Genomic DNA, 16,612 nt, shown 5'->3' with positions numbered 1-16,612 from the left:
GTCAGCGCCAAACCCGATACCCTCGGTGAGTCAGATTCCACAGGTTTTGGTATGAGGCGAGTTGAACGCACGCGGGAAATACTGGATGAATATTGATGGCGCTCGGGTTTTACGGACAGGCAGAATAAGCTTCGATGAGACACTGAATATATAAGGCAACTTTTGCCTTATATATTGTCGCCGGCCATCGGCTCGGGCCTGTTACTTCTGGGTTGCCGTCAATCCTGGCGGCTTACACAGGAGTGTACAATGGCTCGCAACGAACAGCACGACCGCGAAGGTCTGATCGACCTCGGCGCCATCGAGGTGGAGACCAAGGGCACCGGCGACGTCCCTTCGGACTCGCAGGGTGGTCTGCGCCAGAACATCGGCCTCTCCGAGGAGGACTGACACGGCGATGGGACGGCGGCTATGCTTGCCGTCCCATTGACATCTCGAGGGCATGGCCATGGGACAGTCTATAGCGCCGGGCGTCACTTACTGCCTGGCTGGAGGTCGGGTCATCTTCATGGACCTGCGCACAGGCCGCTTCAGCGGCTTGCCTCCTCGTCACGAGGAAGCGTTCATCGCATCCATAACCGGTCAGGCCACGGCGACACTCGCCCCGTCTACCGCGGCGTTTCTAACCGCGCGAAAGCTCTGCGTGGAAAGTGACGCAGCAGATTTGCGGGTTCCCGTCATTCCTTTGCCGCAGATCGATCTCCTCGATCTCACTGCGCCGACAACGAGCGCCTCACTCGGCCTGTCCCTTCTGGGCGCGATTGCGCAGGCACGGGCGGAAATGGCACTTCGCACGCTGAGTTTCCGGTCGCTTACGGAACGCCTGCGGCGGCGCAAGCGGATGGTCGCCGCGGCGCCGGAGGAGGGATGCGAACAGGAGGCCGATATGCAGTTTGCGCTGCTGGAAGCGGCGATACGGCGTACTGACCTTCTTCTTCCCCCGAGCAACCGCTGTCTTGGCCGGTCGATCGCATTCCTTTCGATGGCATTGTCGCGAAATCTCGCTCCCGATCTCGTCATCGGGGTTCGCTCCAATCCGTTTCGCGCGCATGCCTGGGTGCAATCGCGGGGCAGGGTGATACACGACGACCAGAGGCAAGCGCCGCTCTTCACACCGATCTTCATGTTATGACGGTGGCCCGGTACGCGATGATCGTTGGCGGCGAGCGGGGCGAACGCGAAATGCTCGCGGAGGTGCTTGGCAGCGGCCCATCCTGGTCCCCGCCGCTCGGCGGATCGATGTCCATCGGGCTCGCCGACCGGCGAACGACGTGCATCGATCTTGACGGCCGAGGGGTAGTGGTGGGCGACCTGTATCCACGCTACGGGCCTGCAAGCCCCGTGGCATCACTGGATTCCACCGAGGTCTCGGCGATCGTCGATTCCGCAGGGGGCCATCTCGTAGAGCGATACTGGGGCAACTACGTCGCCTTGCTGAGCGGCGAGAACAGATCCTGGGTTCTGCGGGATCCATCGGGCGCGGTTCAATGCGTCCACGCACGGATAGGCCATGCCCATGTCTTCGCATCGGATGCCGATGTGCTCGCAGGGTCGGCGATTTGGACACCGCGGGTGGCCTGGCAGGCCTTGGCGCGTCATCTTCATTCGGCGGGATTGCCGGCCGCCACGACGGCGATCGAAGGCCTGTGCGAACTGCTTCCCGGTTTTCGTGCAGAAATTCGTCAAGGCGAGGTGGTCACGGAGCCAGTCTGGTCCCCTTGGGACCATGTCGGTGACCAAGCCTCGTTCGATCGATGCGCTGCTGCCGATACCTTGCGACGGGCAGTAGGTCAGGCAGTGGCGGCCTCCGTCGCCGGCCATAGCCGGATGGCGATCGGTATCTCGGGCGGCCTCGATTCCTCGATAGTCGCGGCGATGGCCATGCGGCGAAAGGCCGACCTCGTAGCGATCACACTGCACACCGGGGAGCCCGATGGTGACGACTACGACTATGCCTGCCACCTCAGCGAGGTGCTCGATCTGCCGCTCTTGGTTGCTCAGTACAGCGTGGCGGACGTCGATTTCTCCAGGGCGGCATCGCCGGACCTACCACGGCCTACGTCGCGGGCCGAGGCGCAGGCTTACAACGCAGCGATCCGAAGGGTAGCGCACGCGCATCACGCCGACGGGTTCCTGAGCGGGAATGGCGGCGACAACGTGTTCGGCTATTCTCAGACGGCAACCGCTCTCACAGACAGACTGCTCGCCGAAGGCATTGGGCCCCGAGCCATGCGCACCCTCGTTGATATCTGCGCGCTCAACGGCTGTGGTCCGGTTGCCGCACTGCGCAATGCTGCGCGAAAGCTTCCCACCTCCGCGCGGCGATATGCATGGTCTCCCGATCCCATGCTGCTTTCGGCGGAATGCAGGGAGGAATGCGCGCAGGTCTCGCCGACGCATCCCTGGCTCGACGCGCCTCGAAAAATCCTGCCGGGCAAAGCCGCACACGTCGCCCAGCTGCTCCGGATTCAGAACCACCTCCAAGCCAATGAGGGGGCACTCGGGATCGACGTGGCGACACCGCTGATGACACAGCCGGTAATCGAAGCCTGCCTCGCGATCCCAAGCTGGGAGTGGTGCGCCGGCGGGCGGGACCGATCGGTGGCGCGCGAGGCGTTTCGAGAGGTCCTGCCGCCGGCGATCGTCGCACGCCGCACCAAGGGCGGGCCCGATGGCTTCTGTTCGCGCCTCATTCACACGCGCCGGCACGAGATCGCGGAGCGCCTTCTCGACGGACGCATCGCCGCTGCCGGAATCCTCGACAGGGAGGCGTTGGTGGGTATTCTCGCCAGCGGGCGCCAGATTGCAGGCACGGAATTCGTGCGCATCCTCACTCTCCTGGAGGCCGAAGCGTGGTGCGAGCGATGGGAAGGGATGGCGATGCAGGTGCGGCGGCGTGTCTGAGGGCGGCCCATCGTGCGACTTCGGCCGCGCGATCGGGACTGGCGCTCCATCCGTCGACCAGCCAATAGGAGAACCAGTCGATCGCCCTCTTGTAGATGGCGAGCCGGTGGGCAGGCTGCCATTTGACGTGAAATTCGTCCGGGAAAACGAACATGTCGACGGGTTTGCCCGCCGCAGCCAGTGCGGTGTATCCTTCGAGTGCTGAAGAAAACTCGGCGTCCGACACCTGCAGCAGGACTGGCGCATGGATTCGTGCGGCGTTGCGGCGCAGACTGTTGCGCATCCAGAAGGCATTCTGCGGGTCGAGGAATGACGGATACCCGAGGTCCACAAGGTCGCGCTCGGCGGAAGGGCCGACGGCGAGGGCGTAATTGGGTTCCCACGTACCGTGGCTGAGCGCCGCCACCGCAACCCAGTCGCGATTGATGAGCGCATACTGTGCGCTCGTGACACCGTCGCTGAACCCGGTCAGACCGATGCGGCGCTTGTCGACGATGCCCGACGCCACTGCGTTTTTCACGCCCTGATCGATGCAAGACAGTATGCTTCGCCTCTCGGCATCCCCGTCGATGTTGATCCGCTCGATTTCGCTGAAGCTCTTTCCGCCGCGTGCAATGCCCAGCATCGGTGGCGAGTTGTAGGTGAGCACGGCGAACCCGGCACCGGCAAATGCCTGCACCGGGTATTCATCACCCGTTCCTCCTCGCAGATATCCCCGATCCTCGTATCCGATCACGACAAGCGGATAGCTGCGGCCGGGACGGTAATCGACGGGACGAACGAGATGGCCGAAGCACTGGAACCCCAGATCGTTCGTAGCCCGCCATTCGCGCGCATCACCCGTTCGCAAGGCCGTGAGACCAGGGTTCGGGTCGAACACCACGCGCAGCTTTCGGGTAGCATAGTCGAGACGGACGATTTGTCGCGGTGTCGCTGCATCCTCCCGAAGGCAGATCGCCGACCCGCGCGCATCTCCGCAGGCCGCGAACACCGCTTGGGATGCCAGGATTGGCTGGATACGTCCGGTGCCGGGCGTCCAGGCGTAGATAGCCGCCGTCCGGTTCGCCCAGCCTTCCTGCCGCACGAAGTAGACGATCCGCCGGTCTTCCGACCACCAAGGCGCCGATACTCGGCCTTCGCATCTGGGATCGAGGCACTCCCGGCCGCCGTTCTCGCCCTCGACGCCGATGCGCCATAGACCCTTCATGGCATCGGTCGACACCCGCAATGCACGGTTTCCCGCGCCGTCACGTGCGCTTCCGGTGCTGTTGCGAGCCTGTGACACACCCGCTCTCTCCTCGGCGGACGCGGTCCGCAAGGATCCCGAACCCGGATCGAGCGCGAAGTACTCCGTTGCCACCCCGGCGGGGGAGAACGGTGTCTTCGCGGTCATGGGCGAGAAGCGGCCATCGAAATGATAGCCAGACCGGGATTCCATCGTGATGGCTTTGCGCATTTCGGCAAGGCCGGGTTGCCCCCAGATGATTATCCTGCCCGCGCTTTCGACGACGAACCCATCGATATCCCATTGCGTGCGCGAAACCTGACGCGGCGGCATGGCGGGGCCGGCGATCCACAACTGGACCCGTCCGTCATGTTTCTTGAGGTAGGCGAACCAGGTCGAGTCCGGGGACCACTGTATGGACGAAATCCGCAGAGGACCCATCGGAAAGCCGACCTTGCCTCGATATTCGACACTCCTGATGACAGGATCGCCACCGTCATCGACGACGCGTGCGCGACCGTCGCGAACGGTGACGACCACGACATCGGTGCAGGAGACGTTGGCCGCCACGTCGATGCCACGCATCATTGCCGCAGCGAAGGTGCCGGATGGCGAGGTTGCGAAACCCTCGCCATCCGGGCCGCCAAGGTCGCGGATTGCGACGACGTCCTCGGCTGATATCACCCGTCCCGGTGCGACCCGAGGGCTGGAGCTGGGTGCCGGGCATTCACCCGCGATCGCGGGTGCGTGGATCGCGAACGTCCAACCGATCGCGATCGCCGTCGCCCAAGAAATCCGGCCCGCCATTTCAGAACGCCTTGGATACGGAAATGCTGATCGCCCGTCCGACGGAGGAGTAATTGGTCGAATCCCACGTCGGGTCGAGCGAACTGAGCGGTGTCACCCGGTCCGGCTTCTCGTTGAACAGGTTCTGTACCGCCAGTGTGCTTTCGATACCCGCCAGGAAACCCTCGTCTGCCGGCGAGCGAAGCCGCAGGGTCAGATCTGCGGAAACAAATGACCCTATCCGGTACGGGGTGCTGGAACGGTCATCGACGACGCCGCCGATGTAGTTGACGGTCGCGTTGGCGTTGATCGGTCCGGACTGGTAGTCGAAGGCCATCTGGCCGCGCCAGTGCGGCGGATCGTAGATGGTTCCGGCCAGCGTCACATAGTCGGCACCCGCTTTCGTCTGTTTCCTGCTTTCCAGGTAACTGGCGCCGGCGTGGAGGTTGAAACGTGTGCCTGAGGACGTCTCGAACGTATAGTCCGCCGCGAGGTCGACACCCTTGACCGCCACCTTACTGGCGTTGCGAAGGCGGTTATCGACGATGAGCCCGACGTTGGCAGGGTCGTAGGGGCGGCCGGTATAGTTCCGCAAGCCGAAGACGGATGCGTCGATCAATGCGGCCTGCTGCTCCGGCGTTGGATCGAAGACGAGCAGGTCGGCATTGAGAGGGTTCGATAGCGCCGCGTAGACGCTTGTGAGCGGAAGGGCGACACGGTCGCGGAAACGGATGTCATAGTATGTGGCCTGAAGTTTCAGACCCTCCAGAAATGCAGGTTCGAACGCCACCGTTCCCGACCAGGTCGTCGCCTTTTCAGGTCTGAGATCGGTGCCGCCACCATAGAGATAGAGGAATGTCCGGGTTGCCGGGTAGCCAGCGATCGAGCCGCCGCCGAGCAAGGCGACATTCTTTTCCTGGAACTCCTGATTAAGGGTCTGGGCCTTGAACGACCTTCCCCAGGTTGCACTGAGCGTCACGCTCTTGAGCGGCACATAGGCGATTCCGATCTTGGGCGTCGCCACGTCCTGCCCGCCATCGTAGCGCTCATAGCGTGCGGCTGCATTCAAGGTCAGTGCCTGCAGGGCCGGCAGGGCATTGGCCTCCCCGAAGATCGGGACGCTGACCTCGCCGTAGGCGAACAGGACACCGCGATCGGCGTCGAATGCGCCGGACGTCGTCGTCACGCCCGATGCCGTCACCGCACTTCGCATCTTCAGGCCGTTTGAACGCCAACCCAGGCCCGATGCCAGCCGCACCGTGCCTGCGGGAAGTTCCACGATGCCGCCCTCGACGCCCAGCTCGGCGGATTTCGCCGCGTTGTCGTAGAGTAGCGCCGTCCGCTGCCGCTCATTGCCCCCGAAGAAGGCGCGATTGAGGATGTGGGTACTGCTCTCGCTGTACATTCCGGTGAATGTGGCGCTCCAGTCCGACCCCAGGCGGACGGCCACTGTCGGAGCCACGCTGAATGCTTCGAGCTTGCGGTTTATGGCCTGCCCGTCGCTGTAGAAGTCGAGGGGCGGCGTGTTCGAGTATCCGTTCGGCGAGCGCCGGTTGTTGTACTGTGCGTCGATCGAGAATTCCACGTCGTCGCTCAGGACCTGATGCCCTGCGAGTACCGCGCTGAACTGTCGCTGGGCGGGAAGGATGGGGTCGTTCGGCGAGAAGGACGTCGCGTAGTCGCGCTGACGAGCCTTGATCGCTGTCCATTTTGTGAAGTCCCCTGCGACGAATATGCCGCCGTTCTGCCAGCGCCGGCCCGCGATCGCGGAATATTGCTGCTGTTCGAACCCTCCGTCGGCCGTGAAGCCGTAGCGCGCGCCAACTTTGGCGCCGTCGTAATCGCGGCGCAGGATGATATTGGCGACGCCGCCCACGGCATCGGATCCATAGATCGCGGAAGCGCCGTCCGCGACGACCTCGATCCGCTCGATCGCCAACAGCGGGATCGCCGAGACATCGACGCCCTGCGAGACGCCATCATAGGCAACGCGGTGACCGTTGATCAGTGTCAGCGTCGCGTCCGGGCCAAGGCCGCGCAAGTTGAAGGCCGACGAATTGTTGACGTTTTCGCTGGTGTCGTTGCTCACGAAGACCGTCGGATTCTGGCCTCCTGTGAAATTCTGCGGGATCGAGCGGATGAAACCGCCCAGATCGGTCTGCCCCCTGTCGAGAATGCTTTCGCGGCTGGTGGTCGACAGCGGTGACGAACTGACGCTCGTGTGGATGCGGCTGCCTGTGACCACGATGTCCTGTCCCACCGGACGCGCGCCTATTTCGCCCGGCGCCTCTTTTCGCCCCCGCAGGACTATCCCGTCCGCCCTGAATTCGGCGACCAGATCGGTTCCCTTCAGCACGATGGCCATCGCCTCGCGCACGCTGTACCGGCCGTGGAGGGCTGCGGTTTGCCTGCCCTCCACGAGTTCGGCCGGGTAGATGATCTCAAGGCCCGACTGCCTCGATAGAAGCCGCAGCGCAGCCCCCAGGTCAGACTGCTCGAGATCGTATTGCTGCCGTGTCTGTCGTTCCTGCGCCATTGCCGACGTACTCAGGACCCCAATCGCGACAGCCGAAAGGATGATACCCCGTAGTTTTCGAATTCCCTGCATTTTTGCCCCCATGTGGCGATCCATTGTTCGGATCCGACAAGAGGGATGGACGGGGTGATTGGACTACTACGGGGTGGTGGTGCGAATTTTTTCGCAGAGCGCGGTCTATCGTTGGTGAAGCACGATCCTCGAAGGGTCGGAATGGTCCACGCGCAGGTCGAACATCAGGGCGATCCGCTCGGCGATGCTTCCTGAATCCGAAAAGCTGAAGCGACCTGAGATTCTTCGTTCGGCAATTCCCGCAGCTGCTAGGCTGATCGGCTTGCCGCCTGCCAGGTTGGCGCGGTCGATTATCGCTCCGACGCGGATGTTGTCGAAGTCCATGACAGGTCCGGTGTCACGAGGTTCTTCGCCAGTCGGGAAGGGACCGGCCGCAGCGGTGAACGATAGCGCAGGCGGGTCCGGCAGACCCGCGAATGAGGTCGTCTGCCCGGGTGCCAGACGTCGTATCGCGGGAGGGACTTTCGGGCTCGCGGGCAAGGCTACATCCACGCTCCCGCGCAGGAGCAGAACTTTGACTTCGTGTGCCTTGTCGATCGCGACGTCGAAGACCGTGCCGCGCGCGGTGACGCTGCCGCCAGCGGCCCGCACCACGAAAGGTCTGACTTCATGCGCGACGTCGAAACGCGCCTTTCCCGATTGGAGGGACAGGATCCGATTGCTTGAACCGAACGTCACCAGCAATCGGCTGCCCGCCTCAAGCGTAACCACCGAGCCGTCCGACAGCGACTGGATAAGCCGCTGCCCGCTCTCTGTCGCCAGGACAAGACTGCCCGGAGCAGGCCGCTGTGCCGCCAGTGGGAGATTGGCGCCGGAACCTGGAGCGTCGAAATGCTGCAGCACAAGCCACGCGGTGGCCGCCGCCAGCAACACGGTCATCACCGTGACCGCCCAGCGAGTTGTTCGGCGTTGCCGGATCGACTGACCGGGCTCCTCGGCAGGTTCGAGAGTTTGTGCGCTCGCATCGCGCGCATTCGCGGCAGAAAGGAACTTTCCTAGCGCGAAGATCTCGCCCGCGCGATTGTACGCTGCCCGGTGCAATGCGCCGCGCGCCAGCCAGTTCTCGAATTCGGCGGTATGCTGTTCGGCTTCGGGGCCGCGCATGCGCGAGAACCAGTAAGCAGCCTCTTCCTCCAGCGTTTCGCCGTTCTGGCCTTGCGATGAGGGATCCTGGGTCATTCGCGTTCCAATATCTCGCCGATCTTCATGATCGCCTGGGCCAGATGCCATTCGACGGTTCTGGAGCTGATCTCGAGCTGATCTGCAATTGCCTTGACGCTGATTTCCTCGACGCGGTGCATCAGGAACACCTCGCGGGTGCGCGGCGCGAGCGCCTCGACACCGGCCCGGTAGCGGTCCTGCAGTTGCATCACCTCGATCGCATGCGACTGGCTCGGAGGTACAGCGGGCTCGATCCCGTCCAGCGGCAGCATGGCCGGAGCCCGCCGTTCGCGCCGGTTCCTGTCGATGAGATAGTTGCGCAAGATGCGCCTGAGGTAGGCCTGAGGGTTTCGCAGCTCCTGTAGCGGACGCCCGGCGGCCAACCGGGCAAAGAGATCCTGGACCATGTCCTCCGGATCTTCCTGCCCCCGGAATCTCGCGCGGAAATATCGGGCGAGGCCGGGCGCCTGCAACCGATAGACGTCCTCGAGCTGCCGGTCGCTCGCGCAGTGTGCATCCTGTGCACCGTCGCCGGGATCGGGCACGGGATCAATGTCTGGAAAGGCGATCGGCTATAGCCGATCGCTCGAGAAGGGCGCAGAAAATCATGAGCGGACCATCCGAAGATGCCGGAGCTGGGCCGATGCTCTCGTCCGACCGTTATGGATGGACGCTCATAATGCGTAAGGCGGGCTATTCCGCGGTCTGGCTGCCGGCAATGCTCAGACCGTGGACATACTTTGCAGGACATAGCCGCCCGGCGCAACATCAAGTGAGTGGCAGGGCAGTCAATCCTTGCCGATGATCTTCAGGATCTGCGCGAGACAATCGTCCAGCATGCGATGCCCTGCTGTAGTCAGTTCGACGTTCGTGCGCCGGCCATCGCTGGCGTCGGGATGACGGGCAAGGATGCGATGCTCGACGAGGCGGTTGATGGTGAACAGGGCCGTTCGCGTGGGTGCGCTTGCCGCGCCGCAGAGAGTCTTGAGGGATATGGGGCGCTTCTCGTCGCGGGCGTAGAGATCCAGGATCATCTCCAGGGCGGGTGAAGAGAACAGTTCCCGGCCCAGATGGGCCTCTACCGTTCGATGGACCTCGCAAAGCAGCTTTGCCGCCGAGGTCTTCCCGAGCGCGCGCCTTGAGCATGGGCGCCCCGCTCGCGTCGTCATCGCACCATCCCGTCCGGCCGATCGGGCTTGAGCCGCCAATCGGGCCCGAGGGAGCAAACCGACCAGAGACACCGGAAGTTCGCGTGCGACCGTGGTCCCCGATTAAGCAGCGTTCGAATCGGCGTCCTCACATGCGCGCCGCGCGGGTTGGCACCGAGCCGCCACTGCGAGGTATGGACCAAGCGTACCCGGGCAAGCTGCTGTGTTGAGGCGGTGCCGGCTGCCGGCGGGTTCGAGTTTCCCATGTTCACTGCTCCTAAATGGCGCTGGAGGTTGCGGCGCGCATGCCGAAGCGCGATCGGCATTGGCCGTGCATCGTCTGATCACCGTGCGACACGGGCTTCTCGGCTTCATGTGTTGCGGAAAACAGTCGGCAGCCAACTGGCCGGTGTCACCGGCCTGCTTCGCCACCTTCGATGTGATGGCGGTGCCTGGTCCAGGCGAACTCCGGCAGCCCTTCACGCAGTCGCCGCTGGTGCCGCTCGATGCCGATGCACAGCAGCGCCATCATCGGATAGCAGGTCTTGCCCAGAAGCCACCAGTAGACCGATGGCAGGATATCGGGCGCATATCCTCGGGCCCCGTGCCCCGCGACCGTGACGAGTTGGAAGGCCGCTATCCACATCGGCCAAAATCGGTCGGCGGTCAGCGCGACGGCCAGAAGCACACACAACAGGCCAGCGTCGATCCAGAGAATGTCCCATCGTACCTGCGTGAAGGTCGAGGCAGTGTCACCGTTGGCGAACCAGGTCACGAGTGCCGCCGCTGCTAGGGAGGTAGCCGCGATCCGTTCGGGCGCGCCTCCCCGCAGTGCAGCTTGGACCGCCAAGGCGACCATCATCGCGGCGAAGACCACGATGCCTGTCAAGCCGGGCTCCCGTGCCTCGTCGTCATGCCGGCGATCATGCGGCGATACCAGCTAGACCTCGTGCAGCACCTTCGGATGGCGGCTTGAGGACGTCCCCGAAGGCGGTGACGTCGAGGCCCATCTTGCGGCCCAGCGTCTCGAGCTGCCGGTGACCGTCCGCCATGTGACCGAGCGCGGACGAAACCATCAACTGGGCGTTGCTGATAGACGCCAGGATCTGGTGCCCGGCAATCGGCGAGACGTTGTGACCCGCCTGCGCCGCAATGGCGGCGCAGGCGAGCTCGCCTCCCTTGGCGTACAGCGACTGCAGCAATCTCTCGTAGGCATGCAGCTCGCTGACCAGCACATCGACGAACGGAACCGTGCGCTCACTGCGGTCCGAGCAGTCGGGAGACGACCTCGAGGCCGACGACGAGCATGCCGAAGCCGATGGCGAGGGCGACACCCAGCTGGGCGCTCCAGAAGATACGGTGGTTTGCGTTGAGGTCATTGCCGTTGTTTCCCTTGTTGCGAAGGGGAAGCAGATCGAGCGATCCCAGGATCTGTGCTCCCCGCCCCTCTTGTGTCTCGAAAACAAGGGGTTCCACGACCCGCGAAGATTCGAGTTCGAATTTCCGGGGGGGCGTTTGACCGGCTTCATATTCATGGAACAGCGCTGCGGCGTGGCGTCGATTCCTCGCTCCGAGGATGGCGATCGCTTCCGTGAGATACGTATCCACGGTGTTGGAGCTGATGCCCAGCTTTTCGGCGATCTCCTTGGACACCAGGCGATCGTAGACCATCCTCAGGCATTCGCGTTGCCGCGGTGTCAGCCGTTCGAAATCGCGTTTCTTCCTATCGGGCATCGGGGCGCCCCTCGCCGGTGACGTGCTCGTCGAAGTGCACGCGGGCCCGTCGTGCGCTTCTCAATGGCTTGCGATTCCTGGTCACCAATGGCGCTTCCCTGCAATGACTGCGGATCGTACGTGGCCTTCAGCCATCCTCTGTCGAGCACCGGCGCGTCCTGACGGACTTATGGTCGTCCGGTACATTCCCCTATCGAGTCAGAGGATAGATGGCGTTCGACCGCATTGTCACGCCTTTGTCGCGATCGGGATCCCCGCAGGCATCTCAGGGAGGCGATGGTGGACGTCTATGGTGCCGCCGGAAGATATGGGTGGCATTGCCGCGCCAAGATAGCCGTCATTCGTGCACCGGCTCTGTCGCAGTCATGAGGTCCGCAAGCTCGTCGAGGCATGCGCGGCCGAAATTGAGAAGCCCCAGCACCTGGCGCTGCCTGGCGCGGTCGAACGGCAGGAGATCGCCGAAAATCCGATAGCCCCCGTTGAGCAGGGCGCTGCTGGTGCGAATGCTCAAAGGCAGTATCTCGATCGGGGTTTGCCGCGTGATCCGGTGGGCCGGGATCGTCCTGCTTGCCTGTTCGTCCAGTTCGACCGCCCGTTTGTGGATCTGGGCCGCCCGCGACTGGCTGATGTGCAGTTCGGCCGCTATGCGCTTGAAGGTCCATCCTTCGCTGCGCAACCGCGATATCCGGTCCCGGCGCTCGCTGCCTGCGGCGATCTGCGCCTGGTTATGGTTCCTGCTCTGCATCGCCATCGTACCTCGCTGTCTCGCGCTTTCGGCTGGCACGTCCTCTCCCGGTTCGATCCGAACCGACTTGTCTTTTGCCGCGCATTCGCCGCGGTTGCGGGCACCATGATGGCGAAGCGCGAGGCGATGCGCCAGACTGCTTTGCCCTGCATCGGGCCCCGGTAAATGTCTTGCGTGAGTGGGGCGCCTCGCGGCTTTGCCGCGACCGCGCTCTAGGCCTTGCGCGCGGCGGGCTGACCGCCCGTGTCGCCGCGCGCCGGCCCCGGATCCCGCTGCCGCGGTTTCCGGCCTGCCGGTGACGATCGCATGGCGCTGGTCGTGCGGGCCTTGCCCGCCCGGGAGCGGACGCGCGCTCATCGCGCGCGGCGTCGGTTGGCGGCCTCCCGGGCGGAGCGCGGGTGGGCGCGCTCCCTTCTAGGCCCGCCCGCGTCGCCGGCAAGCCGGCCCTCAGGGGCCGGCTCCTTCACTGCCGTTACGGTCCTGCGCCGCCCCGCCGCTGCGCTTGCGGGGGCGGCTGGGATGCGCGGCGCCGCTTGGCGGCGGGCCTCTTCCGGTCGCTGGTGCCGCCCACCCCCGCTCCGCCGGGGGAGGCCATGGTGGTTTGGGGCGGGGCAGGAGGTTAGCCATGTCCAATTGTCGAGAGGTTCCGGATGGGGCCCGGTCGTCGGCTCCATGTCGCAAGCGCCGTTCGGGCGGCGAGCGGGCCGATCTTTACGAGGAAGTCACGCGGCGCATCGTCGCGCAGATGGAGGAAGGGTGCCTTCCGTGGGTCCAGCCTTGGGCCAGTGTCCGGGGCGAAGCATCGACGACGCCCGCTCCCGGCCTTCCGCGCAACGCCGTCACCGGGAGAAACTACTCCGGTATCAACGTGCTGATCCTGTGGGGCGCGGTCATCGAGCACGGCTGGCCCTCGCAGGGCTGGCTGACCTTCCGGCAGGCGCAGCAGGCGGGCGGCGCGGTCCGCAAGGGCGAGCACGGCACCACGGTCGTCTATGCCGACCGCTTCACCCCGGAGGCCGAGAAGCAGCGCGCGCGCGACACCGGCGAGGACGCCCGCATGGTGCCCTTCCTCAAGCGCTTCACCGTCTTCAACATCGCACAGGTCGAGGGGCTGGCTAGCCTGCCCGGCAGCGATTCCGCCCCTCTGCCCGAACGCGAGATCATCCCGCTCGCCGAACGCGTCATCGCCGCTAGCGGGGTGGACTTGCGCATCGGCGGCGACAAGGCGTTCTACGCCCCCGGCGCGGACTATGTTCAGGTGCCGCCGCAGCCTGCCTTCCACGAGCAGGTCAACTATTACCGCACCTGCCTCCACGAGCTGACGCACGCCACCGGCCATGCTTCACGGCTGGGCCGCGACCTCACCAATCCATTCGGTTCGAAGGACTACGCGCGCGAGGAACTGGTCGCCGAAATGGGTTCGGCCTTCCTGTGCGCGGCGCTGGGCATCGTCCCCACCGTGCGGCATGCCGATTATCTCGGTGCGTGGATCGCGGTGCTGCGCGAGGACAGCCGGGCGATCTTCCGGGCGGCCAGCGCCGCCAGCAAGGCCGCCGACTGGCTGCTCGCCCGTCATGCCGAAGCCCAAGCCGATGCCGAAGCGCTGGCCCCGGTTCAGCCGCACGGCGCGCAGGGATTCGCCTTGCCCGCGAATGGTCCGGACCGGGCCGAAGCGGGGAGGGCGCTGGCATGATCATCCTGCCCGATCCGCTGCGCGCGCGGCTGCTCGCCAACGCCGAGCAGAGCGCCCGCGACACCTTCTTCGATCCCGCGCCCGTGGTGCGCCTTTTCAATCCGCTCGGCCCCGCGACATGGCTCGCCAGCGAACTCTATGCCGACGAGGACACCCTGTTCGGCCTTGCCGACCTCGGGTTCGGTTGCCCGGAACTGGGATGTTTCAGCCTGCGCGAGATCGGCGCGGTGCGCCTGCCCTTCGGCATGGGCATCGAATGCGACCTTGCGTTTGTGAGCGTCCATCGTCTCTCGGTCTGGGCAGACACCGCCCGCGCGGCAGGATCGATCCTTCACGCCGACACACTCCTCAGCCGGTTGTCGCCCGATCCCGCCCCGGAACAGCCATTCGGCGACGACACGCTTCACGACCTTCCGCCTCCGTAACCCCGGTTCGGACGGATGACGCGGGGCGGCCGTTCGTCGCCCGATCCAAGGCCGGTCCGCCCTCTCAAGGCATTCGGGAGCGAACCGGCCGCTCACAAGGAGCAGACCCATGAAACTCGAATTCATCCCTCTCGACAACCTGTGCGTCAGCAAGGCGAATATGCGCCATGCCCGCAAGGCTCCCGACGTTTCCGATATCCTCCCCACCATCCGCGCACGCGGCGTCCTGCAACCGCTGATCGTGCGGCCCTGCCGAAACGGCGGCGAGGCTTCGCCCGGCTTCGAAATCGTGGCGGGTGCGCGCCGCTTCCACGCGGCGCAGATTGTCGCGGGCGAGCGCCGCATCGAGGCCGGTGGCGCGCTCGGCGCACAGAGTGGCGGCGACGCCAGTGGAGAAACCGGCGAAGAGGCCGCTATCGCTGCGGCCGCGACGGCAGTCGCCAACGACCCGCAGTCCTCGGCAGAAGCCTGCGATCCGGTCGCCGACGCCGCGCAGCTGCCCTGTGCGATCCTCGATGAGGGCGACGATGCTTCCGCCATCGAAGCTTCGCTGATCGAGAACATCGCGCGCCTCGATCCCGACGAGGTCAGCCGCTGGGAATGCTTCACCCGCCTGATCCGCGAGGGACGCAGGCCCGAGGATATCGCCGCGACCTTCGGTCTGCCCGACCTTGCGGTCCGGCGCGTGCTCGCGCTCGGAAACCTCCTTCCGCGCATCCGCGACCTCTATCGACGCGAGCAGATCGACGCGGCGACCGTGCGGCATCTCACGCTTGCCTCCAAGAGCCAGCAGAAGGCATGGCTGGCGCTGGCCGAAGACCCGGACGCCTATGCGCCGCGCGGCTATCAGCTCAAGGGCTGGCTGTTCGGCGGGCAGTCTGTCCCGGTGCGCCATGCCCTGTTCGACGTCGCCGCGAGCGGGCTTGCCACGATCGCCGACCTGTTCGGCGAGGACAGCTATTTCGCCGATACGCAGGCATTCTGGGCCGCGCAGAACGAGGCCGTCGAGGCGCGCCGCACCGATACGCTGGAGGCCGGATGGGCGGACGCCATCGTCGTCGGTCCCGACACCCATTTCCACGAATGGGAATACGAGAAGGCCGCGAAGCGAAAGGGCGGACGGGTCTATATCGACGTGCGCGGGAACGGCGAGGTCATCGTCCACGAGGGATATCTCGACCGCAGGGAAGCCGCGCGGCTGCAGCGCACCGCCGAACGGGGAGGCGAGGGTGGATCCTCGAAGGTCGCGCGGCCCGAACTGACCTCGGTCACGCAGGTCTATGTGGACCTGCATCGCCATGCCGCCGTACGCGCCGCGCTGCTCGACCACCCCGGCACGGCGCTGAGGCTGATGGTCGCCCATGCCATCTGCGGTTCGCATTTGTGGCGGGTCGGTGTCGAACCGCAGGCGGCGCGCAGCGATGCCTTGCGCGAAAGCCTCGACGAAAGCCGGGCCGAGGCGGTCTTCGACAAGGGTCGGCGTGCCTGCCTCACGATTGCCGGTTTCGGCGAAGAGGAGCCGACCATGACCGGTGGCGGTTCCTCGGGCCTGTGCGGTGCGTTCGCGCGGTTGCTGGCGCTCGGCGATGGCGAAGTGCTCGACATCCTCGCCGTGGTCATGGGCGAGACGCTCGCGGCGGGAAGCGCGGCAGTGGAAGCGGTGGGCACCCAGATCGGCGTCGATCCGGCGAACTGGTGGGAGGCCGACGAGGCGTTCCTCGACACCTTGCGCGACCGCGAAGTGCTGCTCGCGATGGTCGGGGAAGTCGCCGGGCCGCTCGTCGCCACGGCCAATGCCGGGGAGAAGACCAAGACCCTGAAAGCCATCATCCGCGATCACCTCGCGGGCGCGGGTGGGCGCGCGAAGCGCGAGGGCTGGGTGCCGCGCTGGATGGCGTTCCCGCCAACGGCCTATACGGCGCGCGGCGGGGTCGGGACCGTTGCCGCGCATGCCCGGGCGCTGGCGGAACGCAGCGCGGCGTTCGAGGAGCGACCTGTCGAGACGGCGGGCGACGATGCCGAACTCCTGAAGACCGCCGAAGGCGAAGATGCGCCGCAGGACGGGGACGATCGCCTCGCGGCATGAACGCAGGAACCGGGGCGGCACGGCGCCGTCCCGGTTCCCTTTCAGGTCATGCGGGTGGGGAAAATTCGCGCTCCGCGCCTGCGGGCAAGTGCCGGTA

15 protein-coding genes are annotated in these 16,612 nt (G+C 65.2%); 6 read left to right on the top strand and 9 right to left on the bottom strand.

From position 1 onward, the window contains the following. The first annotated feature begins 249 nt into the window (after positions 1–249). The 3 genes from ACODRZ_RS25515 to ACODRZ_RS25505 are packed head-to-tail and all read left to right on the top strand — an operon-like array spanning position 250 to position 2,904. Positions 250–390: a benenodin family lasso peptide gene (locus tag ACODRZ_RS25515; protein ID WP_271182322.1), complete on the top strand. Its 141-nt coding sequence runs from the start codon at positions 250–252 to the stop codon at positions 388–390. A gap of 52 nt (positions 391–442) precedes the next feature. Next, positions 443–1,132 carry a lasso peptide biosynthesis B2 protein gene (locus ACODRZ_RS25510; protein ID WP_488972487.1) on the top strand — a complete coding sequence of 230 codons (690 nt, stop codon included), beginning with the start codon at positions 443–445 and terminating at the stop codon, positions 1,130–1,132. Next, positions 1,129–2,904, top strand: a complete 1,776-nt coding sequence (locus ACODRZ_RS25505) for an asparagine synthase-related protein (protein WP_271182320.1) — start codon at positions 1,129–1,131, stop codon at positions 2,902–2,904. The genes ACODRZ_RS25510 and ACODRZ_RS25505 overlap by 4 nt, the downstream gene beginning before the upstream one ends. Here ACODRZ_RS25505 and ACODRZ_RS25500 read toward each other — a convergent pair. The 9 genes from ACODRZ_RS25500 to ACODRZ_RS25460 form a co-directional block, all read right to left on the bottom strand. After that, complete coding sequence (locus ACODRZ_RS25500; protein WP_271182319.1) at positions 2,831–4,936, bottom strand: Atxe2 family lasso peptide isopeptidase; 2,106 nt, start codon at positions 4,934–4,936, stop codon at positions 2,831–2,833. The two genes, ACODRZ_RS25505 and ACODRZ_RS25500, sit on opposite strands and share 74 nt — an antisense overlap. 1 nt (position 4,937) lies before the next feature. Continuing rightward, on the bottom strand, positions 4,938–7,547 hold the full coding sequence (locus ACODRZ_RS25495) for a TonB-dependent receptor domain-containing protein (RefSeq protein ID WP_488972485.1): 2,610 nt from the start codon (positions 7,545–7,547) through the stop codon (positions 4,938–4,940). Positions 7,548–7,628: 81 nt separating this feature from the next. Beyond that, positions 7,629–8,702 (bottom strand): FecR family protein, encoded by a 1,074-nt coding sequence (locus tag ACODRZ_RS25490; protein WP_271182317.1) that lies wholly within the window; start codon positions 8,700–8,702, stop codon positions 7,629–7,631. Next, positions 8,699–9,229, bottom strand: a complete 531-nt coding sequence (locus ACODRZ_RS25485; protein ID WP_271182316.1) for an RNA polymerase sigma factor — start codon at positions 9,227–9,229, stop codon at positions 8,699–8,701. The genes ACODRZ_RS25490 and ACODRZ_RS25485 overlap by 4 nt, the downstream gene beginning before the upstream one ends. A 243-nt stretch (positions 9,230–9,472) precedes the next feature. Then, a complete protein-coding gene (locus tag ACODRZ_RS25480; RefSeq protein ID WP_271182315.1) occupies positions 9,473–9,853 on the bottom strand; it encodes a helix-turn-helix domain-containing protein in 381 nt (126 codons plus the stop codon). Positions 9,854–10,244: 391 nt separating this feature from the next. Next, entirely contained in the window at positions 10,245–10,721 is a 477-nt protein-coding gene (locus ACODRZ_RS25475; RefSeq protein ID WP_271182314.1) for a hypothetical protein, read from the bottom strand. Between the two features lie 34 nt (positions 10,722–10,755). After that, the gene (locus ACODRZ_RS25470) at positions 10,756–11,034 is read right to left on the bottom strand and encodes a hypothetical protein (protein ID WP_271182313.1); all 279 of its coding nucleotides are present in this window, start codon (positions 11,032–11,034) and stop codon (positions 10,756–10,758) included. A gap of 55 nt (positions 11,035–11,089) precedes the next feature. Beyond that, complete coding sequence (locus tag ACODRZ_RS25465; RefSeq protein WP_488972484.1) at positions 11,090–11,566, bottom strand: helix-turn-helix domain-containing protein; 477 nt, start codon at positions 11,564–11,566, stop codon at positions 11,090–11,092. 337 nt (positions 11,567–11,903) lie between these two features. Then, complete coding sequence (locus ACODRZ_RS25460) at positions 11,904–12,317, bottom strand: sigma factor-like helix-turn-helix DNA-binding protein (RefSeq protein WP_271182311.1); 414 nt, start codon at positions 12,315–12,317, stop codon at positions 11,904–11,906. A gap of 619 nt (positions 12,318–12,936) precedes the next feature. Here ACODRZ_RS25460 and ACODRZ_RS25455 point away from each other — a divergent pair. The 3 genes from ACODRZ_RS25455 (at position 12,937) to ACODRZ_RS25445 (ending at position 16,515) form a co-directional block, all read left to right on the top strand. Further along, a complete protein-coding gene (locus ACODRZ_RS25455) occupies positions 12,937–14,004 on the top strand; it encodes an ArdC family protein (RefSeq protein ID WP_271182310.1) in 1,068 nt (355 codons plus the stop codon). Further along, positions 14,001–14,429 carry a DUF2958 domain-containing protein gene (locus ACODRZ_RS25450; protein WP_271182309.1) on the top strand — a complete coding sequence of 143 codons (429 nt, stop codon included), beginning with the start codon at positions 14,001–14,003 and terminating at the stop codon, positions 14,427–14,429. The genes ACODRZ_RS25455 and ACODRZ_RS25450 overlap by 4 nt, the downstream gene beginning before the upstream one ends. A gap of 109 nt (positions 14,430–14,538) precedes the next feature. Next, positions 14,539–16,515 carry a ParB/RepB/Spo0J family partition protein gene (locus tag ACODRZ_RS25445; RefSeq protein ID WP_271182308.1) on the top strand — a complete coding sequence of 659 codons (1,977 nt, stop codon included), beginning with the start codon at positions 14,539–14,541 and terminating at the stop codon, positions 16,513–16,515. Positions 16,516–16,612: the final 97 nt, after the last annotated feature.

The organism is Novosphingobium sp. FG90, from assembly GCF_057808725.1.
This window is presented reverse-complemented; position numbering and strand designations above follow the sequence as displayed.

Coding starts and splice junctions, on each gene's coding strand:
- ACODRZ_RS25515 (WP_271182322.1), top strand. CDS start 250: ATGGCTCGCAACGAACAGCACGACCGCGAAGGTCTGATCGACCTCGGC.
- ACODRZ_RS25510 (WP_488972487.1), top strand. CDS start 443: ATGGCCATGGGACAGTCTATAGCGCCGGGCGTCACTTACTGCCTGGCT.
- ACODRZ_RS25505 (WP_271182320.1), top strand. CDS start 1,129: ATGACGGTGGCCCGGTACGCGATGATCGTTGGCGGCGAGCGGGGCGAA.
- ACODRZ_RS25500 (WP_271182319.1), bottom strand. CDS start 4,936: ATGGCGGGCCGGATTTCTTGGGCGACGGCGATCGCGATCGGTTGGACG.
- ACODRZ_RS25495 (WP_488972485.1), bottom strand. CDS start 7,547: ATGGATCGCCACATGGGGGCAAAAATGCAGGGAATTCGAAAACTACGG.
- ACODRZ_RS25490 (WP_271182317.1), bottom strand. CDS start 8,702: ATGACCCAGGATCCCTCATCGCAAGGCCAGAACGGCGAAACGCTGGAG.
- ACODRZ_RS25480 (WP_271182315.1), bottom strand. CDS start 9,853: ATGACGACGCGAGCGGGGCGCCCATGCTCAAGGCGCGCGCTCGGGAAG.
- ACODRZ_RS25465 (WP_488972484.1), bottom strand. CDS start 11,566: ATGCCCGATAGGAAGAAACGCGATTTCGAACGGCTGACACCGCGGCAA.
- ACODRZ_RS25460 (WP_271182311.1), bottom strand. CDS start 12,317: ATGGCGATGCAGAGCAGGAACCATAACCAGGCGCAGATCGCCGCAGGC.
- ACODRZ_RS25455 (WP_271182310.1), top strand. CDS start 12,937: ATGTCCAATTGTCGAGAGGTTCCGGATGGGGCCCGGTCGTCGGCTCCA.
- ACODRZ_RS25450 (WP_271182309.1), top strand. CDS start 14,001: ATGATCATCCTGCCCGATCCGCTGCGCGCGCGGCTGCTCGCCAACGCC.
- ACODRZ_RS25445 (WP_271182308.1), top strand. CDS start 14,539: ATGAAACTCGAATTCATCCCTCTCGACAACCTGTGCGTCAGCAAGGCG.